This window comes from Sphingomonas sp. (genome assembly GCF_017745215.1).
Taxonomy (GTDB): Bacteria; Pseudomonadota; Alphaproteobacteria; order Sphingomonadales; family Sphingomonadaceae; genus Sphingomonas.
In genome coordinates this window covers 179,253-203,361 of the sequence record NZ_JAGHZV010000006.1, presented here as the reverse complement: position 1 = coordinate 203,361, position 24,109 = coordinate 179,253, and the positions used below count along the sequence as shown (strand labels likewise).

Below are 24,109 nucleotides of genomic sequence, written 5' to 3'. Positions count from 1 at the left end.
GATCAGCCCTTCTTCGCGACGCGCTGCTTCAGCGCTTCCAGTTCGGCGTCGACCTTCTCGGACGACTTGAGCTCGGCGATCTCCTCCTCGAGCGTCTTGGGCGCGCTGCCCAGGCCCGCCGCGTCGGCACGGCCCTCGGCCAGGTCCACCCGGCGCTCGAGCATGTCGAAGCGCGAGAAGGCGTCGTTCATGCGGCCGCCGTTGTACATCTCGCGCATCCGGGCGCGGTTGTTGGCGCTCTCCATGCGGGCGACGATCGAGTTCTGGCGGGCACGCGCCTCGCGCAGCTTCGACTGGAGCTTGTTGATGTCCTCCTCCGAAGCCTTGAGCGCCTCGTCGAGTACCGTGATCTCCTCGGCGAGCTGCTCGCACATGTCGGAGGCCTTCTGCTTCTCCATCAGCGCGGCCTTGGCGAGGTCCTCGCGATCCTTGGAAAGCGCCAGCTCGGCCTTCTCGGTCCAGCTCTCCTGGAGCTTCTCGAGCTTGCTGATGTGGCGGCGCATCTCCTTCTGGTCGGCGATGGTGCGCGCGGCGGAGGCGCGGACCTCGACCAACGTCTCTTCCATTTCGAGGATGATCATGCGGATCATCTTCGCCGGGTCCTCGGCCTTGTCGAGCAGGTCGGTGACGTTGGCTGCGATGATGTCGCGGGTTCGCGAGAAGATGCCCATCGGTGTTCACTCCTTCGTACTGTGGTGCCGCCGGGAGGGTCTAGGGGGTCCCCTCCCGGCGGGGGCCGCTCGCCGGGGCGAGCGAGCGGGGAATTCCGTGTTACGCGACGACCGCCGGACCGACCGCGCCGGCGAGGAAGACCACGCTGACGGCGAAGGTGAGAGCGACCGCGACGAACATGTTGCGGAAATTGGTGGCGGTGTAGGTCATTGTCCTGTTCCTTGAACCTTGGCGTTTCGATTGGCCCGTCATCGGGCTTGCCTCATCCTAAGCAGGAGGCGTGCCAATTTCTGAAAACCGCAGAAATCTGCCGTTTTCTGCCAATTTTCCTGTTCAGGGTGCGTTAAGTTTACATTTGTAGTCTTACCAACAGTTGGTAAAACGCGCCAAAGGGTTGGTGAAATATGGAACGCGTCACCCAGGTTATCGGCCAGTCCTCGGCCTTTCTCGATGCGCTCGAGCGCGCGAGCCGTGCGGCCGCGCTCGATCGGCCCGTGCTCGTGATCGGCGAGCGCGGCACCGGCAAGGAGCTCGTCGCCGAGCGCCTCCACCGCCTGAGTCCGCGGTGGGACCAGCCTTTGGTGGTGATGAACTGCGCGGCGCTGCCCGAGACGCTGATCGAAGCCGAGCTGTTCGGGCATGAATCGGGCGCCTTCACCGGCGCGACCAAGGCGCGGACGGGCCGCTTCGAGGAAGCGCACGGCGGCACGCTGTTTCTCGACGAGCTCGGCACCCTATCGATGGCGGCGCAGGACCGGCTGCTGCGCGCGGTCGAATATGGCGAAGTGACGCGGATCGGCTCGTCGCGGCCGGTGCAGGTCGACGTGCGCATCGTCGCGGCGACCAACGAGCATCTGCCCGACCGGGTGGAGCAGGGGAAGTTCCGCGCCGACCTGCTCGACCGGCTGTCGTTCGAAGTGGTGACGCTGCCGCCGCTGCGCGCACGCCGCGGCGACGTGATGGTGCTCGCCGAATTCTACGGCCGGCGCATGGCCGCCGAAGTGGGCTGGCGCGACTGGCCGGGGTTCGGGCCGCACGCGACCGACGCGCTCGAGAACTACGGCTGGCCGGGCAATGTCCGCGAGCTGCGCAACGTCGTCGAGCGCGCAGTATATCGCTGGGAGGCGGACGGGCCGATCGACGCGATCGAGATCGATCCCTTCCAGTCGCCCTTCCGCCCGCGCACCTCGCCGACGCAGACCGCGAAGGTCGAGCGGGAGGAAGTGGTGTCGCCGGCGAACGACGCGGCGCCGGTCGAGGTGCCGGCGATGCCGATCGACGACAGCTATGACTTCAAGTCGCGAGTCGCGCGCTTCGAGCGCGACCTGCTGGCGCGCGCGCTCGCCGAGCACCGCTTCAACCAGCGCGCGACCGCCGAGGGGCTGGGGCTGACCTATGACCAGTTGCGGCATGCTTTGAAGCGCCACGAGCTGCTGGGGGCGGGAGGGTAGTTTCCAGACTGTTGGGTTATACCCGCTCCAAAGCCCTCGTTTGCGCCATGTAACGATTGCTGCGGCGAACCACTCCCGCTAGGCGGCTAGGGGAGGGACCAATCGCAGCGTCGGCTCGTTTCAGCCGGCGGAAACCCCCGGAGGAAACGCCATGGCATTCGAACTTCCCGCTCTCCCCTACGCCCAGGATGCGCTCGCCCCGCACATGTCGGCCGAGACGCTCGAATACCACCATGGCAAGCACCACAAGGCCTATGTCGACAAGACCAACAGCCTGATCGCCGGCACCGAGCTCGAAGGCCGTAGCCTCGCCGACGTGATCGCCGCCGCCAAGGAGACGGGGAACAAGGGCCTGTTCAACAATTCGGCGCAGATCTGGAACCACAGCTTCTTCTGGCAGGGCCTGTCGCCGGAGAAGCAGACCCCGTCGGGCAAGCTCGCGGAGATGATCGCCGAGAGCTTCGGCGATACCGACACGCTGGTGAAGAAGCTGATCGAGGAATCGGTCGGCCACTTCGCGAGCGGCTGGGGCTGGCTGATCCTCGATCGCGACACGCTCAAGATCGGCTCGCTGCACGACGCCGACACGCCGGTGGTGCACGAGGGCATGGTGCCGCTGCTCACGATCGACGTGTGGGAGCACGCCTATTACATCGACTATCGCAATGCGCGTCCCAAGTATCTCGAGACGGTGACCGCGAACCTGATCAACTGGGACTTCGTCGCGCAGAACCTCGACGGCAAGGGCGTGAGCCGCGCCGACCAGGGCTGATCGCTGCGAACGGAATTGAAAGGGCGCCGGACGCGAGTCCGGCGCCCTTTTCGTATCTCACAGTTGCCAGGACACCACGCCGTCGACCTGGCCCTGCGTCGGCTTGCCATCGGCATCGAGCGCGGGGACGTAGCGGGCGCGGGCCGAGAGGATGTTGCAGGTGTCGATCACAAGGTCATAGTCCTTGACCGGCGCGCCCATGAGCTTGGACGTGCAGTCGGTCACCAGGCCCTTGGCCGAGAGCGTGAGCCGGTAGGACACGCGGCCCGAGACTTCCTTCCACAGCGCATCGGGCGGATAATCCTCCATGAAGATGAGCGCGGCGACCGGGACCAGCGGCTTGGGCGGCGTCACCATCGGCTTGCCCGAGCCGCGGTCGGCGCGCTGCGCCTCGCTCATGCAGCGCCGCAACGTCCGCATCTGGACCGCGCGGACCTCGTGCTCGACATGGAAGGAGCCGTCCTGCCCGGCCGGGGTCAGGTCGATTCCGGGCGCATTCTCGAGCTCGTTGCGCTGCTTGGCGTCGAGCACGATCCAGGCGCGCGCGTTGCGGTCGACCGAGAGGCGGAGCGGATAATGCGCCGAGGCGGGGACCTTGGCGCCATTGTCGCGCTTGAAGAAGGTGAGGGTGAAGTCGCGGCGCGGGCGGCCGTTGGGGGCCAGCAGGCCATCGCCCTCGAACAGCAGCGCCGTGCGGTCGTCGGGCAGCTGGACGAGCGACATGTCGACGGCGGTCCATTCGCCGTTGCGGTCATAGCCGTCGCGGCCGAGGTCGGTGGTGCAGCTGTTCGGGCCGCGCGCCACGATCCCCGCGGGCCCCAGGCGCCAGAACTCGGTGCTGTCGTCGAGCCAGGCCTGGGCCTGCGCAGGCGCGGCGGCGCCGAGCGCGCAGGCGGCGAGCAGCAGCTTCATTCGCATCGGTGATCATCCCCCGTTTGATCGTCGAAAGAACAAGGGCGTGTCATCACTTTGGTCCTTTGGAAAGGCCACGAGCGAGGGATGCGCCCTCTCTCAAATCGTCATCCCGGCGAAAGCGGGGATCCAGGGCGGCGAGCGATGCCTTCGTAACCCTGGGTCCCGGCTTCCGCCGGGATGACGGTTGAGAGCGCCCCAAATCCATCTCGCAATTGATGACACGCCCAAGATGGCTCAGGGCTGGGGCGGGCTGGGCGCCTCCTCGGCGGGCTTTTCGAGCTGGAGGCCGTGCTTCATCAGCATCGGGATGTTGGCGGCGCCGAACAGGAAGGTGAGGATCAGCACGCCCGGGAATTTGAACCAGGTCCAGACGGTGTAGCTGAACAGCCACCACACCACGACGTTCGCCACCGCCATCGCCGCGAAGAAGATCATGTAGTTGATCGTCAGGATGCGCCAGCCGCGGTCGCTGAGGCCGGGATAGGCCTTGCCCATCAACAGCTCGAGCAGCGGCTTGCCGCTCGCCAGGCCATAGCCCAGGCCCACCGACATGATCGCGTAGAGGAAGCTCGGCTTGAGCTGGATGAAGTTGAGGTCATGGAAATAGATCGTCAGTGCGCCGAAGAAGAGCACGAGCACCGCGGTCATCCACAGGACCAGCGAGATGTGGCGGATGCGGATCCACGAGTAGATCAGCGCGATCGGCATCACCACCATGAAGGCGATCGTGGCGGTAATCCCCTTCACGATCGCCGGGCCGGGGGTGAAGATGCTGAACAGGAAGAAGACCAGGATCGGCCCGAAGTCGACGAGCAGCTGGGTGAGCGGCGAGGCTTCGGGGGCCTTCTTGGCTTCGGTCGGGGTCGGCGCGTCAGCCACGGTGGCGATCCTCCACGCCCGCGATGATCCGGGCGACTTCGTTGGCGTTGAACGGGCGCAGGTCGTCGACCTTCTCGCCGACGCCGATCGCGTGGATCGGCAGCCCGTATTTCTCGGCGGCCGCGACGAGCACGCCGCCGCGCGCGGTGCCGTCGAGCTTGGTCATGACGAGGCCGGTGACCCCGGCGACTTCCTTGAACACTTCGATCTGGCTGAGCGCATTCTGGCCGGTGGTCGCGTCGAGCACGAGCACCACGTCGTGCGGCGCCGCCGGGTTGAGCCGGCCGAGCACGCGGCGGATCTTGGCGAGCTCGTCCATCAGCTCGCGCTTGTTCTGGAGCCGCCCGGCAGTGTCGACGATCAGCACGTCGGTGCCCTTGTCGGTCGCCTGCTTGACGGCTTCGAAGACGATCCCCGCCGCGTCGCCGCCCTCGGCGCCCGAGACGATGGGGACGCCGATCCGCTCGGCCCAGGTGCGCAGCTGGCCGATCGCGGCAGCGCGGAAGGTGTCGCCGGCGGCGAGCATCACCGAATAATCCTGCTCCATGAACAGGTTGGCGAGCTTGGCGATGGTGGTGGTCTTGCCCGATCCGTTGACGCCGATGACGAGGATCACCTGCGGGCGCGGAAAGGCCTCGATCTGCAGCCGCTTGGCGACAGGCTCGAGCGCCTTGGCGATCTCGTCGGCGACGACGAGGCGGATGCCGAGGTCCTCGAGGTCGCGCTCATACTGCCCGTCGGCCAGGCGGGCGCGGACGCGCGCGGCCATCTCCGGGCCGAGGTCCGAAGCGATCAGCGCTTCCTCGATCTCGTCGAGCGTCGCCTCGTCGAGCCGCGCAGCGGTGAGCCCGGCGAGGTTGCCGAGCAGGCGATCGGAGGTCTTCTTGAGGCCGCCGAGCAGCCGCTCGTGCCAGGAGGGGCCGCTCATGCGCTTGCCTGAGGGATGGGGGTTGCGATCAAGGTCTCACCTTCGAGGCGTTCGATTCTGACGTCAGCAATAGTGCCGACTGGCGCGACGGGAAGCCGCACGTGCGCGAAATTCCCCGCATGGCCGCGATCGCCCGGGCGCTCCACCAGAATCTGCTGGGTCGAGCCGAGCTGGCGCGCGAGCCAGGCGGTGCGCTGCTCGGCGGCACGCTCGCGGAGAAGCCGGGCGCGGGCCTTGACGATCTCGGGCTCGACCTGGGGCATCTTCGCGGCCGGGGTGCCCGAGCGCGGGCTGAACGGGAAGATGTGGGTGTGGACCAGGTCGCAATCGGCGATCAGCGCGAGCGTGTTGGCGAACATCGCCTCGGTCTCGGTCGGGAAGCCGGCGATGAGATCGGCGCCGATCGCGATGTCGGGGCGCGCGGCCTTGAGGCGCCGGGCGAGCGCGACCGACTCGGCGCGGCTGTGGCGGCGCTTCATCCGCTTGAGGATCATGTCGTCGCCGGCCTGGAGCGAGAGGTGGACGTGCGGCATCACCCGCGGCTCCTGGGTGAGCAGCGCGAAGAGCCGGTCGTCGATTTCGACGCCGTCGAGCGAGGAAAGGCGGAGGCGCTTCAGGCCCGGCACGTGGCGGAGGATGCGCTCGACGAGCTGGCCGAGATGGGGCGTGCCGGGGAGGTCGGCGCCGTAGCTGGTGAGGTCGACGCCGGTGAGGACGACTTCGGCATGGCCCGCGTCGACGAGGCCGGCGATCCGCTCGATCACCGCGCCGGCGGGCACCGAGCGGCTGTTGCCGCGGCCATAGGGGATGGCGCAGAAGGTGCAGCGATGGTCGCAGCCGTTCTGCACCTCGACGAAGGCGCGGGCGTGCGCGGCGAAGCTGGCGGCGAGGTGCGGCGCGGTGTCGCGCACGGCGAGGATGTCCTGCACCTGCACGCGCTCGGGCGCGGCCCAGGCGGCGGGGCTGAGCTTCTCGGCATTGCCGAGCACGCGGTCGACCTCGGGCATCGCGGCGAAGCCCTGCGGGTCGATCTGCGCCGCGCAGCCGGTGACGACAAGCTGCGCCGAGGGCCGCTCGCGCCGCGCGCGGCGGATCGCCTGGCGCGTCTGCTTGACGGCCTCGTTGGTGACGGCGCAGCTGTTGATCACGATCGTGTCGCGCTCGCCCAGCAAGGTGCGGATCGTCTCGCTTTCTGCGAGGTTGAGCCGGCAACCCAGGCTGATGACATGAGGGGAAGACATTTGGCCGACGCTCTAGGCGCACCCGAGATCGATGTCCACGCGAGCGCCCGCGAGGTGCTGGCCTTCTGGTTCGCGCTGACGCCCGAGCAGCAGTTCGCCAAGTCCGACGCGCTGGATGCCGAGCTGCGCGCGCGCTTCGGGGCGTTGCGCGATGCGGTGCTGGCGTCGGGTGCGGTCGGGTGGCGCGAGGATGCCGAGACGCTGTTCGCGGCGATCATCCTGCTCGACCAGTTCAGCCGCAACCTTCATCGGGGCAGCGCCGAGGCGTTCGCGGCCGATCCACGCGCGCGCGAGCTGGCGCTGGCGATGGTCGCGAAAGGCTGGGATGCACAGGTGCCGTTCGAGCGGCGGCGGTTCGTGTACCTGCCGTTCGAGCACGCCGAGGATGCGGCGACGCAGGCGCTGAGCCTCGAGAAGTTCGAGGCGCTGGGGGATGCGGAGGCGCTCGACTATGCGCGGGCGCATGCCGAGGTGATCGCGCGGTTCGGAAGGTTTCCGAGCCGAAATGCGACGTTGGGGCGGGAGTCGACGGCGGCGGAACTCGAGTATCTGAGCCAGCCGGGTTCGGGGTGGTGAACCGATGCGCTTCTCCACTCGCCAAAATACACCGTCATCCCGGCGAAAGCCGGGACCCAGGGTTACGGAGGGCATCGCTCGCGGCCCTGGGTCCCGGCTTTCGCCGGGATGACGGTTCAGGATTTGGGGTGACGGATTGAGAAGGAGCGGGCCTCAGCCCGCCAGCCGCTGGCCGGCCGCCTCCGCCGGCGCCGACGACGCAGGGATCTGCAGCAGCCGGCGCTCGGCGAGCAGGCGGCGGACGCCGGTGATCGAGAGCGGCTTGCCGTAATACCAGCCCTGGGCCTTGGCGCAGCCGACGCCGCGCAGCCGCTCCTCGATCGCGGCATCCTCGACGCCCTCCGCCGTGATCGGCAGGTTGAGGCTCGCGCCCAGGCTGATGATCGCGTTCACGATCGCCGCCGAATCGGCATTCTCGTTGAGCGACATGACGAAGCTCTTGTCGATCTTGATCCGGTCGAACGGCAGCGCGCGCAAATGCGCAAGCGACGAATAGCCGGTGCCGAAATCGTCGAGCGCGATGCGCACGCCCTGGTTCTTGAGGCTGCCGACGATCGACTGCGCCAGCGCGAGATTGTCGAACAGCGAGCTCTCGGTGATCTCGACCTCGAGCCGGTTCGCGGGGAAGCCGGTCTCGGTGAGCACCTTGATGATCTTCTGCGCCAGCCACGCGTCGCGCAGCTGCCACGGCGAGATGTTGATCGAGATCGACAGCGACGGATCCCAGTCGCGCGCCGCGAGGAACGACTGGCGCATGATCGAGAGCGAGAGCTCGGCGATCATCCCGGTCTCCTCGGCGATCGGGATGAACAGCTCGGGGCTGATCGTGCCGCGGGTCGGATGTTCCCAGCGCGCGAGCACCTCGAAGCCGTGGAGGCGATTGGTGGTGAGGTCGATCTGCTGCTCGAAATAGGGCACGATCTCCTGGCGCGGGATCGCGGTGCGGAGGCCATTCTCGAGCTCGTTGCGCGTCTGGAGCTCGCGCTCCATCGACTGGTCGAACCAGGCGAAGCGGTTGCGGCCCGATTTCTTCGCCGCATACATGGCGATGTCGGCCGAGCGGATCAGCGCGTCGATGCTCGGGCATTCGAAGTCCGAGCGCGCGACGCCCAGCGAGCAGGAGATGTGGAGGCGAAGCCCCTCGACGTCGAACGGCTGCGACATGCGGCCGACGAGCCGCTCGGCGATCCGCTCGACCGTGTCGGGCTGGGCGGGATCGAACAGGAAGCCGCAGGAGAATTCGTCGCCGCCCAGCCGCGCGGTGAGCGCGATCGGCGGCATGGCGGAGGCGATCTCGGCGGCGACCGCGCGGAGCAGCGCATCGCCCACGGCATGGCCGTGCATGTCGTTGATCGTCTTGAAGTGATCGAGGTCGAGCATCATCAGCACCATCGCCTTGCGGCGGCGCTGGGCGCGGACGAACATCGCTGCGCCTTCCTCGGCGAGGCTGCGGCGGTTGAGGAAGCCGGTGAGCGGGTCGCGGCTCGCGAGCAGGTGCGCGCGCTCCTCGGCGGCGGCGCGGACGCGGACCTCGTCGCGCAGCGCATTGTGGCGGCGCCAGCCGAACAGGATGAGCGCGACATTGAGCAGCAGCGCGATCACCAGCGTGCGATCGGTGGGGGCGCCGTCCTCGAAATAATATTGGAGCGTCGTCGACAGCACCGAGCTGCCCGTGCCGACGAACATCAGGATCGCCGCGACGCTGATCGCGCCGGTCACCAGGTCCTGGCGGCCGCGTCCGGAGTGAGTCGGAACGTCTGCTTCCTGGTCCAGCGACATTCGGTTTCCGATTCCCCCAGGCGCAACGGTGAACGAGCGGGCGCTTCTCTCACGCCGAGGGTATAGATCGGGTTAAACTCGCATCCGCTTTCCGCACCGTTTTTCGCTGTGTCAGGTTTTCTTGACAGTCACGGCGACTCGCGATAAGTCATGTTCACCTGACATAGTGTCAGGGTATCGAGACACAGGAAGCGCGGATGAAGAACCGGCTGAAAGTGCTGCGGGCTGAGCGCGACTGGAGTCAGGCGGAGCTGGGCGGGCGGATCGGCGTGTCGCGCCAGGCCGTGAATGCGATCGAGACGGGGAAGCACGATCCCTCGCTCACGCTCGCCTTCCGGATCGCGCGGCTGTTCGGTCTCACGATCGAGGAGATTTTCGATGACGAGGCAAGCCATGGGTGAGGGCGAGCAGCGCGAAGCCGCGCGGCGGCGGAGCTCGCGCATCATCCTCGCCAGTGCAGTGGCGGTTGGGGTGGTGCTGATCGTCGGGACCGCCCTGTCCAAGGAGCCGGGCGGCCGCGTGACGCCGGCGTGGGGGATCGCCTTCACGCTGATCTATCTCGGCATGCTGCTGCTCGCCCGGCGCGTGTCGCGACGGACGTCGGACGAGTTCGACTTGCGCAATTCGGTGCGCGCTATGGCGTTCGGGGCGGTGGTGATCGGCTTCCTCTACCCGCCCTGGTATTTCCTGTGGCGCGGCCAGCTGGTGCCCGAGCCGAGCCACGAACTGCTCTATGTGCTGCTGATTTTGTCGATCACCGGCAGGTTCCTCTGGCGGAAGTTCCGCGGAGGCTGAACAGAAGCTCGCCGCGACCCCGAGCCGTCATCCCGGCGAAAGCCGGGACCCAGGGTCACGAGCGACGGCCTTTGCTGCCTGGGTCCCGGCTTTCGCCGGGATGACGACTGATGGTTGAGCCCTCAATCCAACCTCTCAATCCAACCTGGAGACAATCGATGATCAGGATGCTGTGCGGCGTGATCGCCGCGCTGGTGGTGGCGTGCGCCTCGATTTCGGCGGCGGCCCCGCCCAAGGCCGACCCCGCGCTGTGGATGGTGAAGGACGGCGACACGACGATCTATCTGTTCGGCACCGTCCATGTGATGAAGCCGGGCGTCGAGTGGATGGACGATACGGTGAAGTCGGCGTTCGACTCGAGCGGCGAACTCATGCTCGAGACGGTCGAGCCGCCGCCGGCTGAGCTCCAGGCGATCGTGATGAAGCTGGCGGTGCGCAGCGATGGCAGGACGCTGACCGAGACGCTCCCAGAGGCGCGGCGCGCGCAGCTGGCGACGGTGCTCGCGGGCTATGGCATGCCGGCGAACGGGCTCGACAGGTTCGAGCCCTGGTTCGCGAGCGTGATCGTCTCGGGAATGGCGCTGCCCAGGCTCGGCTACGACCCGACGATCGGGGCCGACCGCGTGCTGGCCGAGCGCGCGCGGAGCGAAGGCAAGGTGCTGACCGGCTTCGAGGCGCCCGCCGAGCAGCTCGGCTATTTCGATGCCTCGTCGGAGGAGGCGCAGATCGCCTATCTCGGCACGCTGCTCGACGACATGGACCGGATCGGGCCGGTGTCGGCGCGGATCCTCGAGCTCTGGTCGGCGGGCCAGCCCGACGCGCTGGGCGATGCGATGAACGCCGAGATGAGCCGGACGCCGGCGCTGTTCAAGCGGCTCATCGCCGACCGCAACGTGCGCTGGGCGAGCTGGATCGAGCAGCGGATGGCGAAGCCGGGCGTGGTGTTCGTCGCGGTGGGAGCGGGGCATCTGGGTGGGGCGGGCAATGTCCGCGAGCTGCTCGCCGCGCATGGGTTGAAGGCAGTCAGGGTGCATTGAGTTCCGTTCCTCCCCCGCGTAGCGGGGGAGGGGGACCATGCGAAGCATGGTGGAGGGGCCGCGCCGAAGGCGCGGGCCTCGCCTGAAGCGAAGTCCGCCGTCTGCGACGGCGGCCCCTCCACCACCGCTTCGCGGCGGTCCCCCTCCCCCAGCAGGCTGGGGGAGGAATTGGGCAGCCACACCCTTGCTTGCCTTCCGCCCCCTTCCCAGCTATGGGCCCCGGCAAGCCGTTCCACGGAACGCTGAACCATAGGCGCCCAAGGGCGTACGCCGGCCGACGAGGTTTCGTCCGCCGGCGTATTTTGCGTTTAGCGATTCGCGAGCGGATTTTGGAGTGATCACGACCGATGTTCGATAGTCTGAGCGAACGGCTGGGCGGCGTCTTCGAGCGCCTGCGCGGGCGTGGCGCGCTCACCGAGGCCGATGTCCGCACCGCGATGCGCGAAGTCCGCGTCGCGCTGCTCGAGGCCGACGTCGCGCTGCCGGTCGCGCGCGAGTTCGTCGACAAGATCACCGAGCAAGCGGTCGGCCAGCAGGTGCTGCGCTCGATCACGCCGGGCCAGCAGGTCGTCAAGATCGTCCATGACGCGCTGGTCGACATGCTCGGGCCCGACACCGCCGAGCTCGAGATCGGGGTCGCCCCGCCCGCCGTCATCATGCTCGTGGGCCTCCAGGGCTCGGGCAAGACCACCACCACCGCCAAGCTCGCGCGGCTGCTCTCGAAGAACGAGGGCAAGAAGGTGATGATGGCGTCGCTGGACGTGAACCGTCCCGCCGCGCAGGAGCAGCTCGCGGTGCTCGGCACCCAGACCGAGGTCGCGACGCTGCCGATCATCGCCGGCCAGCAGCCGGTCGACATTGCGCGGCGCGCGCTCCAGGCGGCGAAGCTCCAGGGCTTCGACGTGCTGATGCTCGACACCGCGGGCCGTCTCCACGTCGACCAGGCGCTGATGGACGAGATGAAGGCGGTCGCCGACATCGCGAAGCCCAACGAGATCCTGCTCGTCGTCGACTCGCTGACCGGCCAGGACGCGGTCAACGTCGCGACCAGCTTCGGCCAGCAGGTGCCGCTGACCGGTGTGATCCTCACTCGCATGGACGGCGACGCGCGCGGTGGCGCGGCGCTCTCGATGCGCGCCGTCACCGGCAAGCCGATCAAGTTCGCCGGCATGGGCGAGAAGCTCGACGCGATCGAGCCCTTCCATCCCAAGCGCGTCGCCGGCCGCATCCTGGGCATGGGCGACGTCGTCAGCCTCGTCGAGAAGGCGGCGGCGTCGATCCAGCAGGAAGACGCCGAGAAGATGGCGGCGCGGCTGGCCAAGGGCCAGTTCGACATGAACGACCTGCGCCAGCAGCTGGCCCAGATGCGCAACATGGGCGGGATCGGCGCGCTCGCCGGGATGATCCCGGGGATGAAGAAGGCGCAGGCGGCGATGAACGCGAGCGGCGTCGACGATCGCATCCTGCTGCGCATGGACGCGATGATCACGTCGATGACGCCCAAGGAGCGCGCCAAGCCCGAGCTGCTCAACGCCAAGCGCAAGATCCGCGTGGCCAAGGGCAGCGGCACGACCGTTCAGGACGTCAACAAGCTGCTCAAGATGCACCAGGAGATGCAGACCGCGATGAAGCGGCTGCGCAAGATGGGCGGCCTCAAGGGGCTGATGGGCATGCTCGGCGGCGGTGGCGGCGGCGGCATGGGTGGCATGGGCGGTGCCGGTGGCGCGGGCGGCCCAGGCGGCGAGGGCGGCCCCGGCGGCGGCCCCGACATCGGCGCGCTGATGGGCAAGATGGGCGGCGGCCTTCCGGGCCTTCCCGGCGCGCCCAATTTGCCGCCCGGCTTTCAGAATTTCATCAGGAAAAAGTAATCAAGTCTTTGGTTCAGAAAAGGAAAGTGAAGTAACATGGCTCTCAGCATGCGTCTCTCGCGCGGCGGTTCGAAGAAGCGCCCCTATTACCGGATCGTGGTCGCCGATGCGCGTTCGCCCCGTGACGGCAAGTTCATCGAGAAGATCGGCGTCTACAACCCGCTGCTCGCCAAGGACAATGCCGAGCGCGTGAAGCTCGACACCGAGCGCGCTGCGCACTGGCTCAAGATGGGCGCGCAGCCGACCGACCGCGTCGCTCGCTTCCTCGACGCGACCGGCGTCAAGGAGCGCGCCGCGCGCAACAACCCGAACAAGGCCGAGCCGGGCGAGAAGGCCAAGGAGCGCGCCGAGGAGCGGGCCGAGAAGCTGAAGGCTGCCGAGGACGCCAAGGCCGAGGCCGCTGCCGCCGCTGCGGCGCCGGCCGAAGTCGAGGCCGCGGCCGAAGAGGCGAAGGCCGAGGAAGCCGAGGCGGTGATCGCCGCCGAGGTCGAGGCTGCCACCGAGGAGCCGACCCCCGAGGCCGAAGCGGTCGTCGAGGAAGTCGCCGAGCAGACTCCGCCGGCCGAGGGCTGAGCCCTTGGTGAATGCCCTGGTGAATGGGCGCCCCGTCACGCTCGCCGTCGTCATCGGCGCGCACGGCGTGACGGGGGAGGTCCGGCTCAAGGTGTTCGCCGAGGATCTGAAGGCGTTCAAGGCCTTCAACGGCGGCGCGCTGACGCTCGGGAGCCTGCGCGACGGGCCCAACGGTGCGATCGCGCGCTTCGCCGAAGTGGCGGACCGCAATGGTGCCGAAGCGCTGCGCGGCACGGAACTGACCGTGCCGCGCTCGGCGCTGCCGCCGCTGGGCGAAGGCGAATATTATCACGTCGACCTGATCGGACTGCCCGCCGTCTCCAGCGAGGGGACGGCGCTGGGTCAGGTGCGCGCGGTCGAGAATTTCGGCGCGGGCGACGTGATCGAGATCGAGCGGCCCGACGGCAAGACCTTCATGGTGCCGATGCGGCCCGATGCGGTGCCCGAATGGGATGACGCTCGGCTGGTGGTGGCTGAGGGGTTTGTGGAGCAATAGGTTCCCGTCTCCAGCGACTGCAACGGGCTCTCCCGCTCACAGTCGTCATCCCGGCGAAAGCCGGGACCCAGGGCCAAGCAGGACGTCGCTCGCGGCCCTGGGTCCCGGCTTTCGCCGGGATGACGGTAGGTGGGGACGATGATCGTAGGGAGGGGGCCGTTAACCCTCAATTCCCATCGACTCCCAACGCCTAGTGTGTTACTAGGAAATCTAGATGAGCGAGTCCGCATTCCAGCAGGCTTCGCAACCGGATCACCCGGTCTGGGCATCGCTTTTCCCTTACACCATCGGCCCTGAAGGCACTGCGCTGAGCTTCGCGCAGCGGCTCGCGCGCGAGAATGGCTGGACGCAGGCGCATGCCGAGCGGGTGATCCTCGAGTATAAGAAATTCTGCTTCCTCGCCGCCACCGAGGGTCGCGAGGTCACGCCGTCCGACGCAGTCGACCAGGCGTGGCACCTCCATCTCACCTATACGCGCGACTATTGGGAGCGCTTCTGCCCCCGGGTGCTCGGCTGCAAGCTCCACCACGGCCCCACCGCGGGCGGGGCGGACGAGCGCAACCGCCACTTCGCGCAATATGCCGAGACTCTCAGATGCTACGAACGGCAGTTCGGATCGCCGCCGGCCGATATCTGGCCCGAGGCGCGCCACCTGCTGGTCGAAGCCCCCCGGGCACGCCGCGTGCACCCGCGCGAAATGCTCATCCTGCCCCGGCGCGCGGCATGGGCCGCGCTGCTGGCGGCGCTTGCGGCCGCGGCACTGGTGCCGCTGCTTTGGTAGAAAGGAAGGCTGACGTCATGTCGCTCGGACCCTTTGACCTGTCCGGACCTTCATTCCTCTTCCTCTATGCAATCCTCTTCGCCGTGGCGATCCTGCTGGGCATCCTCATCCCGGCCTGGCTCCGGCCCGAGGGCAATGCCCGGCCGGTCAAGGATCCCGAGCTGCTCGCCTATCTCGCCGGCGGGGCGACGCGCTTCTCGGACTCGGTCGTCTCGCGGCTGCTCTCGTCCGACGCGCTGGGGCTGGGCGGGGGCCGGAAGTTCGTCGTGGGTTCGCGCACGGCCTGGAAGACCGACGCCGAGCGCAAGGTGCTCGGCCTGCCGCAACCCAGGCTCAGCGAGATCGACCGCGAGCTCAGGCCCCATGGCCGCGAGGCCGAGAAGCAGCTGGTGGGCGCCGGGCTGCTGATGGACAGTGCCACGGTGGCGCAGATGCGCTTCTGGCAGGTCACCCCCTATCTGCTGCTGCTCGGCTTCGGTGCGATCAAGCTCGAAGTCGGGCTGTCGCGCGGCAAGCCGGTCGCCTTCCTGGTGCTGTTGATGGTGGCGACCGGCGTGTTCGCGCTGGTGCGGTTGATCGTCGTCGACCGGCGGACGCGCGGCGGGCGCGAGATCCTCGCCACCGAGCGCAAGCGAGGGGACCGGCTGCGGCGCGCGCCAGCCACCGACGAGGCCGGCCTTGCGGTCGCGCTGTTCGGCACCGGCGTGCTCGCCGGATCGGACATGGGCGGCTATCACGCGATGCGCGCAAGCTCGGGCGGCGATGGCGGCTCGGGCGGGGGTGACGGTGGCGGTGGTTGCGGCGGCGGCGGCGGCGGCGGCGGTGGCGGCTGCGGCGGCTGCGGCGGGAGCTGAATGGAGACGGCATGTCGGGCTGGGTGGTGATGATGGCGATGGGCGTGGTCGCTGCGGCAGGTGCGGCGGGCGCGACCTGGCTCGTCGCGCGCCTTCGCCCGCAGTGGAGCGCGCGTCGCAAGGCGGCGGTCGGGCTGGCGCTGCTGATCGCGCTGGTGATCGCCGGCGCGGCCGGGATCGGCTTCGGGTTCGCCGCCTATCTCGGCCCGCCGCCGCCCGACGTGCACGTCGGCCTGGGCCTGCTGGGCGGGCTGGTGATCATCGGCGGCGCCGTGCAGGTCGTACTCTGCCTCGTCGTCGGGCTGCCGATCGCGCTCGCGGTGGCGGGGAAGCGGGGCTAGGCCGAGAGCAGCCGCGCCAGCGCCTCGCGCACCGCATCGCGCTCGGGTGGCGTCCAGGTGCCCGAACGGAGGATCACGCCGAGGCAGAACGTCATCGCTCCTTCCGCATTCGCCGGATTGCCGAAGCGCGCGAGCGCCTCGGCGATGCGGTCGCGGATCGCGTCGAGATTGGCGCGCGCGCGGGTGCCGAGCTCGGAGTCGGCGATGCTCGCCATCATCGCCTCCAGTTCGAAGCGTGCGGCCTTCACGTCGATCATCCCGCCGATCAGCAGCTCGACGATCGCGTCGGCCAATGTTTCGGCCGAATCGCCGGGGAGCGGCGGGATCGCTTCCGACCGCAGCTCGGCGACGGCATGGACGAGCGCTTCCTTGCTCTTGAAATGGACGTAGAAGGCGCCCTTGCTGATCCCCGCCTCGGCGCAGATACTGTCGACCGACGCCGCGGCGAACCCCTCGCGCACGAAACAACGATAGGCGGCGAGCGCGATCCGCTGCCGCCGTTCCGCCATCGCACCTGCCTTCAACCTCGGCATCTGATCCTCGTCGCACCTCTGCGCGCGCAGCTATTGCGACTCAAAAAACGACTGTGTAGTCCGTTATTAACGAATCCGGAAAACGAGGTCGGCGCGGCGGGGGCCTTGCCGCCGCGCCGCCATCCGGGGCGACCCCAAAGGCGCCGGATGCCGGGCCTGGCCGCGCGTGGATGGGCGCGCGGCCAGGCCCCCTTGCCTTGCGGGCGATGAGGCGCGAAGGGCGCGCATGGCCTTTGCTGCGACCGTGCTGACGCTCTACCCCGAGATGTTCCCGGGCCCGCTTGGCGTTTCGCTGGCCGGGCGTGCGCTGCGCGAGGGGCTGTGGAGCCTCGACGCCGTCCAGATCCGCGACTTCGCCACCGACAGGCACCGCTCGGTCGACGACACCCCCGCAGGCGGCGGCGCGGGGATGGTGATGCGCACGGATGTGCTCGCCGCCGCGCTCGACAGCGTCGCGGCGCCGGAATTTGGGCCCGCGCCGGTGCTGGCGATGACGCCGCGCGGTGCCCCGCTGACCCAGGCGCGCGTCCGAGAGCTCGCCGCGGGGCCAGGCGTGACGATCGTCTGCGGCCGGTTCGAGGGGATCGACGAGCGTTTCTTCGAAGGCCGCGCGGTCGAGCCCGTGTCGATCGGCGACTATATCCTCTCGGGCGGCGAAATGGCCGCGCTGACGCTGCTTGACGCTTGCATTCGCCTCATTCCCGGCGTAATGGGCGCGCCTTCCAGCGGCATGGACGAGAGCTTCGAGACGGGGCTGCTCGAATATCCGCAATATACCCGACCTGTCGAATGGGAAGGGCGCACGATCCCCGAAGTGCTGCGATCGGGGGATCATGCGAGGATCGAGGCCTGGCGACGCCAGATGGCCGAGACCGATACACGGCTAAGGAGGCCGGACCTTTGGGAGCGCCATGAGGGCGCTCGGGTCCAACCTCCCTCTGGCGCGCGGCGACGAAAGCAGGACGAAGACCAATGAACCTGATCCAGACTCTCGAGGCAGAGAACATCGCCAAGTTCACCGCGGCGAAGAAGATCCCCGAGTTTCGCCCGGGCGACACGCTCAAGGTCGGCGTGAAGGTCGTCGAAGGCGACCGCACCCGCGTGCAGAATTTCGAAGGCGTGTGCATCGCCCGCGCCAACAAGGGCATGGGCTCGAACTTCACCGTCCGCAAGATCTCGTTCGGCGAGGGCGTCGAGCGCGTCTTCCCACTCTATTCGCCGAACATCGACAGCATCGAAGTCGTCCGCAAGGGCGTCGTGCGTCGCGCCAAGCTCTATTATCTGCGCGGCCGCACCGGCAAGTCGGCGCGCATCGCCGAGCGCCGCGACAATCGTCCGACCGAGGCCGAAGCCGCCGAATAAGGCGAGCGTTCGCAAGCCATTCGCGGGGCGCGGAAGCCGTAAGGTTTCCGCGCCCCGCTTGCGTTCGGGCCTTGCGGCGATAGGCTCGTCGCCGAGAGGAGGCCGGCGATGTGGGCGATGCTGCAGGGGCGGAGCAACCGCGCGACTTACTGGACGCTGTTCGCGGTCCTCGCCGGGCTGTTCCTGCTCGCGCGCGTGCTCGGGGTGACGCCACCCGGGCTCGGCGAGCTCGCGCTGGTGATGCTCGCGGTGCCGCGGCTGCACGACCTCGGGCTGACCGGCTGGCTGGTCGCGATGCCGATCGCCGGCGAGATCGTCTTCGTCGGGCTGCTGATCCGCGCCAACGTCCCGGTCGAGGCGATGCTCGAGGCGATCGGGCTGCTGGTGGTGGCGATCCTCGCGATGCTGGTCGTGCTGGGCAGCGTGCCGGGCAACCGCGCCGCCAACCGCTTCGGCGAGCCGCCGGCGCCGGGCTCGGGGCTGCTTCCAAAGCGGCAGCGGCGCTGATAGAAGCGGCGGCGATGCGGAAGCAGGATCGGATCAACCGCCAGCGCTATTGGACGATGCTGCTCGCCGGCACTGCCGCGCTTGCGCTCGCAAGCCTCTTGCTGCGCGAAGCGCCGGGCGTGTTCTGGGGCGGATTCGGAGCGGTCGTGATCCTCACGGTGGGACCGCGGCTCCAGGATTTCGGCTGCAGCGGGCGGCTGGCGTGGCTGCTGGCCGCATTGCTCATCCTGGATGCGCTCACGGCCCCGGTCTCGCCCTGGTTCGACTGGTTCTGGGGACTGATCGGGATTGCGACCTTCATCGTCGTCGGCCTCGTCCCGAGCCAGCCCGGCGCGAATCGCTATGGCGATCCACCGCGGCGGAGCGCCCGCAGCCGCGCCTAGCTCGCTGCGGCCAGTTCGTCACGGAGCGCCCTGGCGCGGGCGTGGCCGCGCTGGACCGTCTCGAACGCCGGGCGCACCACCGCGAGGCTGTCCGTCGACATGCGCTCGTCGTCGAGCACGCGGCGCCATTCCTCGAGCAGATAGTCCTCGCCGTGCTCGACTTCAGCGAGGATCGCCGCGTCGCCCCCGCCGAGCGCGGTGCGCAGGTCTTCCCAGCGGCGGTGGATCGTCGCGGCTGTCGAGCCATATTCGGCCGGCGTGCCGCCTTCGGCACGGCTCTGCGCCGAGAGCAGGTCGACGAGGTGGAGCCGCTCGGTCGCCATCTCACGGAAGAAGGCGGCGTAGCGCTCGGCATCGGCATGGTCGGCGGCATTGGCATAGCCGCGCGCGCTGTCGATCGTGGTGACGATCAGGTCGTCGAGCTTCGAGACGTCGTGGTTGGCGGTCATGGGGAAACTCCTCTTCGCCGCACCCCAACGCAGCGCCGCGCGGGCGTTTCCGCGGGAAGAGAGTCAATGAAGGGTGAACGCCACCCCGGCCCGCCTATTCCAGGCCGTCATCCCGGCGAAAGCCGGGACCCAGGGCCGCGAGCGACGCCCTCTGCAACCCTGGGTCCCGGCTTTCGCCGGGATGACGATTCGGGGCAATCCTGCCTCGCAAATGATGACATGCCCAAGTTCAGCATGACGGAAGAAGGAGAACGGCGGGGCGCCTACAGCCACTTCAGCCAGCGGAAGATCGCGAGCTGAGCGACGACCAGCGCCACCAGCGCCGCGATCAGGATCCAGAAGCCCATCGGTTCCTGCGTGCCCGGGATGCCGCCGACGTTCACGCCGAGCAGGCTGGTGACGAAGCTGATCGGCAGGAAGATCGCGGCGGCGACCGAGAGGAGATAGACCGTCCGGTTCGAGCGGGCGTTGGCGCGGTTGTTGATGTCGTCCTGGAGGACGATCGCGCTTTCCTTCGAGACGTCGAGGTCTTCCAGATAGCGCTTCAGCCGGTCGATCGTCTCGCGGATGTCGCGCTGGTTGTTCTCGCTCAGCCAGTGCGGCGGGTTGCGGCCGATCTGTTCGAGCGCTTCGTGCTGCGGCGACATGTGGCGCTTGAGCCCCAGGCAGTTGCGCCGGATGTTGGCGATCACGCCCAGCACTTCCTCGGCGTCCATGTCGTCGGACCTGAGCTCGAGCTCGTCGATCTTGGCGTTCATGTCGAGGATCGAGCCGCCGATCTTGGCGATGAGCTGCTCGATCATCTCGGTGACGAGGTCGCCGGTGGTGCGCGGCCCGTGCCCGCGCTCGAGCTGGAGGAGCAGGTCGCGCGGCGTCTGCAGCGGGCGGCGGCGGAGCGTGAGCACGCGGTTGTTGCTCGCCCACATGCGCAGCGTGATCATGTCCTCGGGCTGGGCATCGGGATTGAAATTCACCCCGCGCAGCACCGTGACCAGCGCATCGCCCTCGCGGAACGCGCGCGGGCGCGTCTCGTCGGCGGTGAGCGCCTCCGCGGTGGCTTGGGAAAAGCCGAGGTCGGCGATCAGCCAGGGCTCGACGCCGCGCGCGGTGCGATCGATGTGGAGCCACAAGGTCTCGCCCGGCGTCGAGGGGGACCAGCCGGCGCAATGCGCCCAGTCGATCGGCCGGGCGCCGCCGCGCCCGTCGAGCATGCGCGCGAAGATCAGCCCGGTCTCGGGGTGGCCGGCATAGCCGTTTTCGGGCGAGGCGTCGTATTCGGCCATGGCGGGACGCTACTGTGCAATCATCGCAGCATCAAACCGCACCGTCCCGAAATGACACGGAAAATGCCGCTCGCAGGAACCACATTAGGTCCGAAGCGGTTCAGCATTTACATTCCGGCCATTGCAATCGGGTTGCGCTTGCTTCGGGAATTGTCCTTAATCGCCATAACACTGGCTATGCCGCTAAAGATGATCGCAAGATCAGGCGGAGAGCAGCCAGATGTTGGGGGTGTTCAAGGGGGGTACATTGTCGGAGGCCGATAGCCATTTCGGCGCGGGCAAAGCGACGCCGTCGGTCGAACGCGTTTTCGACCGTATCGCGGACCTCGTGATGTCGGTGTTCGACGCCGACATCGCAGCAATCGACATTCAGCAGGACGACGGCGAGCTGCTGGTCATCGCGGTTTCTGCCGGCGAGACGCCCGAGGGCGATGCCGTTACTGACCCGGTCCGGTCGCTCGACCTCGGCTACGCTTCGCAGGCGCGGGTGCCGGTTCGGCTGGATGACGGCGCGGCCGGCGAACTGATCGTGATGTGCCGGGGCGAGCGCAGTTTCACCTCGCGCGACCTGGACCTGCTTCGCCGCTTCGCCTTGCTCGCTTCGGAGAGCTGGGCGCTGTACTATGCGCCGCCAGCCGACGGCTGAACGCGATGCCGACTAAGCGCGAAGGACCTCGCGCCCGCGCGCGGTGAGCGCCGCGTCGATGACCACCGGGCCGGTCGGGCCCACCACCAGCGCCTCATAGCTCAACAACCCCGCGTCGCTCAGCTCGCGCACCGTGCGAAGGAATTCGCGCGTCGCGTCGGTGCCCTCGGCGACGCCGATGCTCGCCGGGGTCAGGGTGGTGAGCGCGGGCCACCGCGCCTGAAGGACGCGCGCCATGATCGCCGCCCCCCGATCATCTGCCAGTTCAATCCGGTGCAGAGACGACATCTGCGTCATAGCTCCTGCAAGACCACGCGACCCGGAGCCCGCTTTTGTGCGGATTGGTGAAGGTTAAGCATCCGATAACAATAGTTAACAAAGCGTTAATTTCGCCCGGCTTTGTAACGAATTTTTCTTATTTTGTTTCCGATGCGTAGAAATATTCTCTCCACCAGATCAAATTGACCTGATGATTTACTCAATAATTCACACAGATCGCTGAAGCATCTGCCGCCGGCCGGAGGTCATGGCGATGCCTGCTGACGAAACCCGCGCAATTCTATCGCGAGTTGAACTTGGTTTCAACTGTAATGCTGATTTATTCATTTGTTGCGTAGCCGTATCGTTATTTGGATATTTTCGCCATCGCGCCGCCCGGCCGTCTGAACCCCGGCAGAGGTCTTTACCGGCGCATCGCCGCCCGCGATAAGGCCCGCCGTTGCGCGAACGGAGAGAGGCATGTGGCGGTGGCTATGGCGAGTGGCGGTGGCGGCGGCGGCGGGGATCGCAGGCGGTGCGGCGATGCCGGCTGAGGCGCAGCAGGCGACGCCGCCGGCGCTCACGCTCGAGCGTGTCTTCGCCAGCCCCGATCTCGCCGGCACCGCGCCGCGCGCGATGAAGCTCTCGCCCGACGGCAAGCTGCTTACGCTGCTGCGCAATCGCGACGAGGAGAAGGAGCGCTACGACCTCTGGGCGCTCGACACGGCGACGGGCCGGTGGCGGATGCTGGTGGATTCGAAGAGGATCGGATCGGGCGCAGCGCTGAGCGAGGCCGAGAAGATGCAGCGCGAGCGCGCTCGGATCAGCGGGCTCAAGGGAATCGTCAGCTACGACTGGACCCCCGACGGCAAGGGCATCCTCGTGCCGCTCGACGGCAAGCTCTACCTCGCGAGCCTCGACGGCGAGGCGCGCGAGCTGGCGACGGGCGAGGGGACGATCCTCAACCCGGAGGTGAGCCCCGCGGGCGGCCACGTCAGCTTCGTGCGCGACCAGAACCTCGTCGTCATGCCGATCGGCGGCGCGGCGGGCGCGGCAGTGACGACCGACGGCGCCGGCACGATCCATTGGGGCGAGGCCGAGTTCGTCGCGCAGGAGGAGCTCGACCGGTTCAAGGGCTATTGGTGGTCCCCTGACGACCGCCGCATCGCGGTCGAACGCTTCGACGAGGCGCCGGTGGGCATCGTCACGCGTACCGCGATCGGGGCCGAGACCACCACCGTCTACCAGCAGCGCTATCCCAAGGCGGGGACCGACAATGCGCTGGTCGAGCTGTGGATCATGGATCCCGACGGCCAGCATCGCGTGAAGGCCGATCTGGGGAGCGACTCCGACATCTATCTGGCGCGGGTGCAATGGGCCTGGGGCGGCAAGGCGCTGCTCGTCCAGCGATTGAGCCGCGACCAGAAGACCCTCGACCTGCTCAGCATCGATCCCGCCACTGGCAAGGCGACGCTGCTGTTCAGCGAGAAATCGGCCGAGAGGAGCTGGGTCAACCTCTCCAAGATCCTCGAGCCGCTCAAGGATGGCAGCCTGATCTGGTGGTCGGAGCGCGATGGCCACGGCCATCTCTATCGCTTCAAGGCCGGGCAATGGACCCAGCTGACCCAGGGCGATTGGGAAGTCGCCAATCTCGTGGGCGTCGACGAAGCGAAGGGGCGGGTCTACCTGACGGGCAACAAGGACGGCGTGCTCGAGCGGCACCTCTATGCGCTTGATCTCAAGCATCCCGGTACGCTGACGCGGCTCACCGAGGCGGGCTGGTGGAACGACGCGTCGATGGACGGGGCCGCGACCCGCGCGATCGTCACGCGTTCGAACGTGTCGCAGCCCGCGCAGGTCTATCTCGCCGACGTCGCGGGCAAGCGGCTCGCCTGGGTGAGCGAGAACGCCGTGACGGATGCCGCGCATCCCTATCACCCCTATCTCGCCGCGCACCGCGAGCGGACCTTCGGCACCATCAGGGCCGCCGATGGCACGGAGCTCCATTGGGAGATGATCACGCCGAAGCTCGAGCCGGGGAGGCGCTACCCCGTGTTCTTCCAGCACTATGGCGGCCCCCATTCGCAGACGGTGAGCCGGCAATGGGGCGGGGCGCTCCAGCAATATCTGGTGAGCCGCGGCTATATCTGGTTCCAGCTCGACAATCGCGGCGCCGCCAACCGCGGCAAGGCGTTCGAGGACGCGCTCTACCATGCGATGGGCTCGGTCGAAGTCGAGGACCAGGTTGCCGGGGCGAACTATCTGAAGACGCTCGACTATGTCGATCCCGGGCGGATCGTGACCTATGGCTGGTCCTACGGCGGATACATGTCGCTCAAGCTGCTGGAGAAGGCGCCGGGGGTGTTCGCCGCGGGCGTCGCAGGTGCGCCGGTCACGCGCTGGGAGCTGTACGACACGGCCTATACCGAGCGCTACATGGGCGATCCGCGCATGGTGCCCGAGGCCTATGCGGCGTCGAACACGATCGGCGAGGCAGGCAAGATCGCCGACCCGCTGCTGATGATCCACGGCATGGCCGACGACAATGTCGTGCTCGAGCATTCGACCGTGATGTTCGCGACGCTGCAGAAGGCGAACGTGCCGTTCGAGATGATGCTCTACCCCGGCTATACCCACCGCGTCGGCGGGCCGGTGGCGGTGCATCTGTGGACCACGATCCTCGACTTCCTCGATCGCTCGGCGCCGGCCCGCTAGGCGCGGCGGCGGGGC

At 68.0% G+C, this 24,109-nt stretch carries 28 protein-coding genes; 18 read left to right on the top strand and 10 right to left on the bottom strand.

The annotated features are described in order from the left end of the window. Positions 1 to 2: 2 nt before the first annotated feature. Positions 3 to 671, bottom strand: coding sequence for a phage shock protein PspA (gene pspA / locus J7495_RS08480; RefSeq protein WP_294056042.1), 669 nt, complete (start codon positions 669 to 671; stop codon positions 3 to 5). Positions 672 to 1,076: 405 nt separating this feature from the next. On the opposite strand from pspA, the gene pspF reads away from it, so the two are divergent. Together pspF and J7495_RS08470 are read left to right on the top strand one after the other, a co-directional pair. Continuing rightward, positions 1,077 to 2,123: a phage shock protein operon transcriptional activator gene (gene pspF, locus J7495_RS08475; protein ID WP_294056041.1), complete on the top strand. Its 1,047-nt coding sequence runs from the start codon at positions 1,077 to 1,079 to the stop codon at positions 2,121 to 2,123. Between the two features lie 151 nt (positions 2,124 to 2,274). Continuing rightward, positions 2,275 to 2,895: a superoxide dismutase gene (locus tag J7495_RS08470; RefSeq protein WP_294056040.1), complete on the top strand. Its 621-nt coding sequence runs from the start codon at positions 2,275 to 2,277 to the stop codon at positions 2,893 to 2,895. Positions 2,896 to 2,952: 57 nt separating this feature from the next. On the opposite strand, the gene J7495_RS08465 is transcribed toward J7495_RS08470, so the two are convergent. The 4 genes from J7495_RS08465 to mtaB all read right to left on the bottom strand — a co-directional run bounded on the left by J7495_RS08465 (position 2,953) and on the right by mtaB (position 6,858). Continuing rightward, the gene (locus J7495_RS08465) at positions 2,953 to 3,807 is read right to left on the bottom strand and encodes a hypothetical protein (protein ID WP_294056039.1); all 855 of its coding nucleotides are present in this window, start codon (positions 3,805 to 3,807) and stop codon (positions 2,953 to 2,955) included. A 237-nt stretch (positions 3,808 to 4,044) separates the two neighbouring features. Continuing rightward, a complete protein-coding gene (locus tag J7495_RS08460) occupies positions 4,045 to 4,689 on the bottom strand; it encodes a septation protein IspZ (RefSeq protein ID WP_294056038.1) in 645 nt (214 codons plus the stop codon). Continuing rightward, positions 4,682 to 5,617, bottom strand: coding sequence for a signal recognition particle-docking protein FtsY (gene ftsY, locus J7495_RS08455; protein WP_294056037.1), 936 nt, complete (start codon positions 5,615 to 5,617; stop codon positions 4,682 to 4,684). The genes J7495_RS08460 and ftsY overlap by 8 nt, the downstream gene beginning before the upstream one ends. Next, the gene (gene mtaB / locus J7495_RS08450; RefSeq protein WP_294056036.1) at positions 5,614 to 6,858 is read right to left on the bottom strand and encodes a tRNA (N(6)-L-threonylcarbamoyladenosine(37)-C(2))-methylthiotransferase MtaB; all 1,245 of its coding nucleotides are present in this window, start codon (positions 6,856 to 6,858) and stop codon (positions 5,614 to 5,616) included. Before mtaB ends, ftsY begins: the two co-directional genes overlap by 4 nt. Between mtaB and J7495_RS08445 the strand changes: the two genes are divergently transcribed. After that, positions 6,859 to 7,434, top strand: a complete 576-nt coding sequence (locus J7495_RS08445) for a DUF924 family protein (RefSeq protein ID WP_294056035.1) — start codon at positions 6,859 to 6,861, stop codon at positions 7,432 to 7,434. 153 nt (positions 7,435 to 7,587) lie between these two features. Here J7495_RS08445 and J7495_RS08440 read toward each other — a convergent pair whose 3' ends face one another. Next, positions 7,588 to 9,213 (bottom strand): EAL domain-containing protein, encoded by a 1,626-nt coding sequence (locus J7495_RS08440; protein WP_294056034.1) that lies wholly within the window; start codon positions 9,211 to 9,213, stop codon positions 7,588 to 7,590. A 197-nt stretch (positions 9,214 to 9,410) separates the two neighbouring features. Here J7495_RS08440 and J7495_RS08435 point away from each other — a divergent pair, with 197 nt between their 5' ends. From J7495_RS08435 to J7495_RS08395, 9 genes are all read left to right on the top strand, one after another. Further along, complete coding sequence (locus tag J7495_RS08435; RefSeq protein WP_294056033.1) at positions 9,411 to 9,614, top strand: helix-turn-helix transcriptional regulator; 204 nt, start codon at positions 9,411 to 9,413, stop codon at positions 9,612 to 9,614. After that, positions 9,592 to 10,008, top strand: coding sequence for a hypothetical protein (locus J7495_RS08430; RefSeq protein WP_294056032.1), 417 nt, complete (start codon positions 9,592 to 9,594; stop codon positions 10,006 to 10,008). Before J7495_RS08435 ends, J7495_RS08430 begins: the two co-directional genes overlap by 23 nt. Before the next feature lie 158 nt (positions 10,009 to 10,166). Beyond that, on the top strand, positions 10,167 to 11,045 hold the full coding sequence (locus J7495_RS08425) for a TraB/GumN family protein (protein ID WP_294056031.1): 879 nt from the start codon (positions 10,167 to 10,169) through the stop codon (positions 11,043 to 11,045). A 347-nt stretch (positions 11,046 to 11,392) separates the two neighbouring features. Next, complete coding sequence (gene ffh, locus J7495_RS08420; protein WP_294056030.1) at positions 11,393 to 12,913, top strand: signal recognition particle protein; 1,521 nt, start codon at positions 11,393 to 11,395, stop codon at positions 12,911 to 12,913. Positions 12,914 to 12,949: 36 nt separating this feature from the next. Continuing rightward, positions 12,950 to 13,486, top strand: a complete 537-nt coding sequence (rpsP, locus tag J7495_RS08415) for a 30S ribosomal protein S16 (protein ID WP_294056029.1) — start codon at positions 12,950 to 12,952, stop codon at positions 13,484 to 13,486. A gap of 16 nt (positions 13,487 to 13,502) precedes the next feature. Beyond that, positions 13,503 to 13,982, top strand: a complete 480-nt coding sequence (rimM, locus tag J7495_RS08410; protein WP_294056072.1) for a ribosome maturation factor RimM — start codon at positions 13,503 to 13,505, stop codon at positions 13,980 to 13,982. A gap of 214 nt (positions 13,983 to 14,196) precedes the next feature. Next, complete coding sequence (locus tag J7495_RS08405; protein WP_294056028.1) at positions 14,197 to 14,763, top strand: hypothetical protein; 567 nt, start codon at positions 14,197 to 14,199, stop codon at positions 14,761 to 14,763. A 17-nt stretch (positions 14,764 to 14,780) separates the two neighbouring features. Continuing rightward, positions 14,781 to 15,617 (top strand): TIGR04222 domain-containing membrane protein, encoded by an 837-nt coding sequence (locus J7495_RS08400; RefSeq protein ID WP_294056027.1) that lies wholly within the window; start codon positions 14,781 to 14,783, stop codon positions 15,615 to 15,617. Positions 15,618 to 15,628: 11 nt separating this feature from the next. Further along, on the top strand, positions 15,629 to 15,958 hold the full coding sequence (locus J7495_RS08395; RefSeq protein ID WP_294056026.1) for a hypothetical protein: 330 nt from the start codon (positions 15,629 to 15,631) through the stop codon (positions 15,956 to 15,958). On the opposite strand, the gene J7495_RS08390 is transcribed toward J7495_RS08395, so the two are convergent. Further along, positions 15,955 to 16,491, bottom strand: a complete 537-nt coding sequence (locus J7495_RS08390; RefSeq protein WP_294056025.1) for a TetR/AcrR family transcriptional regulator — start codon at positions 16,489 to 16,491, stop codon at positions 15,955 to 15,957. The genes J7495_RS08395 and J7495_RS08390 overlap by 4 nt on opposite strands. A gap of 226 nt (positions 16,492 to 16,717) precedes the next feature. On the opposite strand from J7495_RS08390, the gene trmD reads away from it, so the two are divergent. The 4 genes from trmD to J7495_RS08370 all read left to right on the top strand — a co-directional run bounded on the left by trmD (position 16,718) and on the right by J7495_RS08370 (position 18,743). Then, the gene (gene trmD / locus J7495_RS08385) at positions 16,718 to 17,467 is read left to right on the top strand and encodes a tRNA (guanosine(37)-N1)-methyltransferase TrmD (protein WP_294056024.1); all 750 of its coding nucleotides are present in this window, start codon (positions 16,718 to 16,720) and stop codon (positions 17,465 to 17,467) included. After that, on the top strand, positions 17,464 to 17,853 hold the full coding sequence (gene rplS / locus J7495_RS08380) for a 50S ribosomal protein L19 (RefSeq protein WP_294056023.1): 390 nt from the start codon (positions 17,464 to 17,466) through the stop codon (positions 17,851 to 17,853). The genes trmD and rplS overlap by 4 nt, the downstream gene beginning before the upstream one ends. A 108-nt stretch (positions 17,854 to 17,961) precedes the next feature. After that, positions 17,962 to 18,360 (top strand): DUF805 domain-containing protein, encoded by a 399-nt coding sequence (locus J7495_RS08375; protein WP_294056022.1) that lies wholly within the window; start codon positions 17,962 to 17,964, stop codon positions 18,358 to 18,360. A 14-nt stretch (positions 18,361 to 18,374) separates the two neighbouring features. Beyond that, on the top strand, positions 18,375 to 18,743 hold the full coding sequence (locus tag J7495_RS08370) for a DUF805 domain-containing protein (RefSeq protein ID WP_294056021.1): 369 nt from the start codon (positions 18,375 to 18,377) through the stop codon (positions 18,741 to 18,743). On the opposite strand, the gene J7495_RS08365 is transcribed toward J7495_RS08370, so the two are convergent. Next, a complete protein-coding gene (locus J7495_RS08365) occupies positions 18,740 to 19,192 on the bottom strand; it encodes a PA2169 family four-helix-bundle protein (RefSeq protein WP_294056020.1) in 453 nt (150 codons plus the stop codon). The two genes, J7495_RS08370 and J7495_RS08365, sit on opposite strands and share 4 nt — an antisense overlap. 263 nt (positions 19,193 to 19,455) lie before the next feature. After that, positions 19,456 to 20,475, bottom strand: a complete 1,020-nt coding sequence (locus J7495_RS08360) for a zinc transporter ZntB (RefSeq protein ID WP_294056019.1) — start codon at positions 20,473 to 20,475, stop codon at positions 19,456 to 19,458. Between the two features lie 220 nt (positions 20,476 to 20,695). On the opposite strand from J7495_RS08360, the gene J7495_RS08355 reads away from it, so the two are divergent. Beyond that, positions 20,696 to 21,121 (top strand): GAF domain-containing protein, encoded by a 426-nt coding sequence (locus J7495_RS08355; RefSeq protein WP_294056018.1) that lies wholly within the window; start codon positions 20,696 to 20,698, stop codon positions 21,119 to 21,121. A 12-nt stretch (positions 21,122 to 21,133) separates the two neighbouring features. Here J7495_RS08355 and J7495_RS08350 read toward each other — a convergent pair whose 3' ends face one another. Then, positions 21,134 to 21,358, bottom strand: a complete 225-nt coding sequence (locus tag J7495_RS08350) for a hypothetical protein (protein WP_294056017.1) — start codon at positions 21,356 to 21,358, stop codon at positions 21,134 to 21,136. 564 nt (positions 21,359 to 21,922) lie between these two features. On the opposite strand from J7495_RS08350, the gene J7495_RS08345 reads away from it, so the two are divergent. Then, positions 21,923 to 24,094 (top strand): S9 family peptidase, encoded by a 2,172-nt coding sequence (locus J7495_RS08345; protein ID WP_294056071.1) that lies wholly within the window; start codon positions 21,923 to 21,925, stop codon positions 24,092 to 24,094. Positions 24,095 to 24,109 lie beyond the last annotated feature (15 nt).

Coding starts and splice junctions, on each gene's coding strand:
- pspA (WP_294056042.1), bottom strand. CDS start 671: ATGGGCATCTTCTCGCGAACCCGCGACATCATCGCAGCCAACGTCACC.
- pspF (WP_294056041.1), top strand. CDS start 1,077: ATGGAACGCGTCACCCAGGTTATCGGCCAGTCCTCGGCCTTTCTCGAT.
- J7495_RS08470 (WP_294056040.1), top strand. CDS start 2,275: ATGGCATTCGAACTTCCCGCTCTCCCCTACGCCCAGGATGCGCTCGCC.
- J7495_RS08465 (WP_294056039.1), bottom strand. CDS start 3,807: ATGAAGCTGCTGCTCGCCGCCTGCGCGCTCGGCGCCGCCGCGCCTGCG.
- ftsY (WP_294056037.1), bottom strand. CDS start 5,617: ATGAGCGGCCCCTCCTGGCACGAGCGGCTGCTCGGCGGCCTCAAGAAG.
- mtaB (WP_294056036.1), bottom strand. CDS start 6,858: ATGTCTTCCCCTCATGTCATCAGCCTGGGTTGCCGGCTCAACCTCGCA.
- J7495_RS08440 (WP_294056034.1), bottom strand. CDS start 9,213: ATGTCGCTGGACCAGGAAGCAGACGTTCCGACTCACTCCGGACGCGGC.
- J7495_RS08435 (WP_294056033.1), top strand. CDS start 9,411: ATGAAGAACCGGCTGAAAGTGCTGCGGGCTGAGCGCGACTGGAGTCAG.
- J7495_RS08430 (WP_294056032.1), top strand. CDS start 9,592: ATGACGAGGCAAGCCATGGGTGAGGGCGAGCAGCGCGAAGCCGCGCGG.
- J7495_RS08425 (WP_294056031.1), top strand. CDS start 10,167: ATGATCAGGATGCTGTGCGGCGTGATCGCCGCGCTGGTGGTGGCGTGC.
- ffh (WP_294056030.1), top strand. CDS start 11,393: ATGTTCGATAGTCTGAGCGAACGGCTGGGCGGCGTCTTCGAGCGCCTG.
- rpsP (WP_294056029.1), top strand. CDS start 12,950: ATGGCTCTCAGCATGCGTCTCTCGCGCGGCGGTTCGAAGAAGCGCCCC.
- J7495_RS08405 (WP_294056028.1), top strand. CDS start 14,197: ATGAGCGAGTCCGCATTCCAGCAGGCTTCGCAACCGGATCACCCGGTC.
- J7495_RS08400 (WP_294056027.1), top strand. CDS start 14,781: ATGTCGCTCGGACCCTTTGACCTGTCCGGACCTTCATTCCTCTTCCTC.
- J7495_RS08395 (WP_294056026.1), top strand. CDS start 15,629: ATGTCGGGCTGGGTGGTGATGATGGCGATGGGCGTGGTCGCTGCGGCA.
- J7495_RS08390 (WP_294056025.1), bottom strand. CDS start 16,491: ATGCCGAGGTTGAAGGCAGGTGCGATGGCGGAACGGCGGCAGCGGATC.
- trmD (WP_294056024.1), top strand. CDS start 16,718: ATGGCCTTTGCTGCGACCGTGCTGACGCTCTACCCCGAGATGTTCCCG.
- rplS (WP_294056023.1), top strand. CDS start 17,464: ATGAACCTGATCCAGACTCTCGAGGCAGAGAACATCGCCAAGTTCACC.
- J7495_RS08375 (WP_294056022.1), top strand. CDS start 17,962: ATGTGGGCGATGCTGCAGGGGCGGAGCAACCGCGCGACTTACTGGACG.
- J7495_RS08370 (WP_294056021.1), top strand. CDS start 18,375: ATGCGGAAGCAGGATCGGATCAACCGCCAGCGCTATTGGACGATGCTG.
- J7495_RS08365 (WP_294056020.1), bottom strand. CDS start 19,192: ATGACCGCCAACCACGACGTCTCGAAGCTCGACGACCTGATCGTCACC.
- J7495_RS08360 (WP_294056019.1), bottom strand. CDS start 20,475: ATGGCCGAATACGACGCCTCGCCCGAAAACGGCTATGCCGGCCACCCC.
- J7495_RS08355 (WP_294056018.1), top strand. CDS start 20,696: ATGTTGGGGGTGTTCAAGGGGGGTACATTGTCGGAGGCCGATAGCCAT.
- J7495_RS08350 (WP_294056017.1), bottom strand. CDS start 21,358: ATGGCGCGCGTCCTTCAGGCGCGGTGGCCCGCGCTCACCACCCTGACC.
- J7495_RS08345 (WP_294056071.1), top strand. CDS start 21,923: ATGCCGGCTGAGGCGCAGCAGGCGACGCCGCCGGCGCTCACGCTCGAG.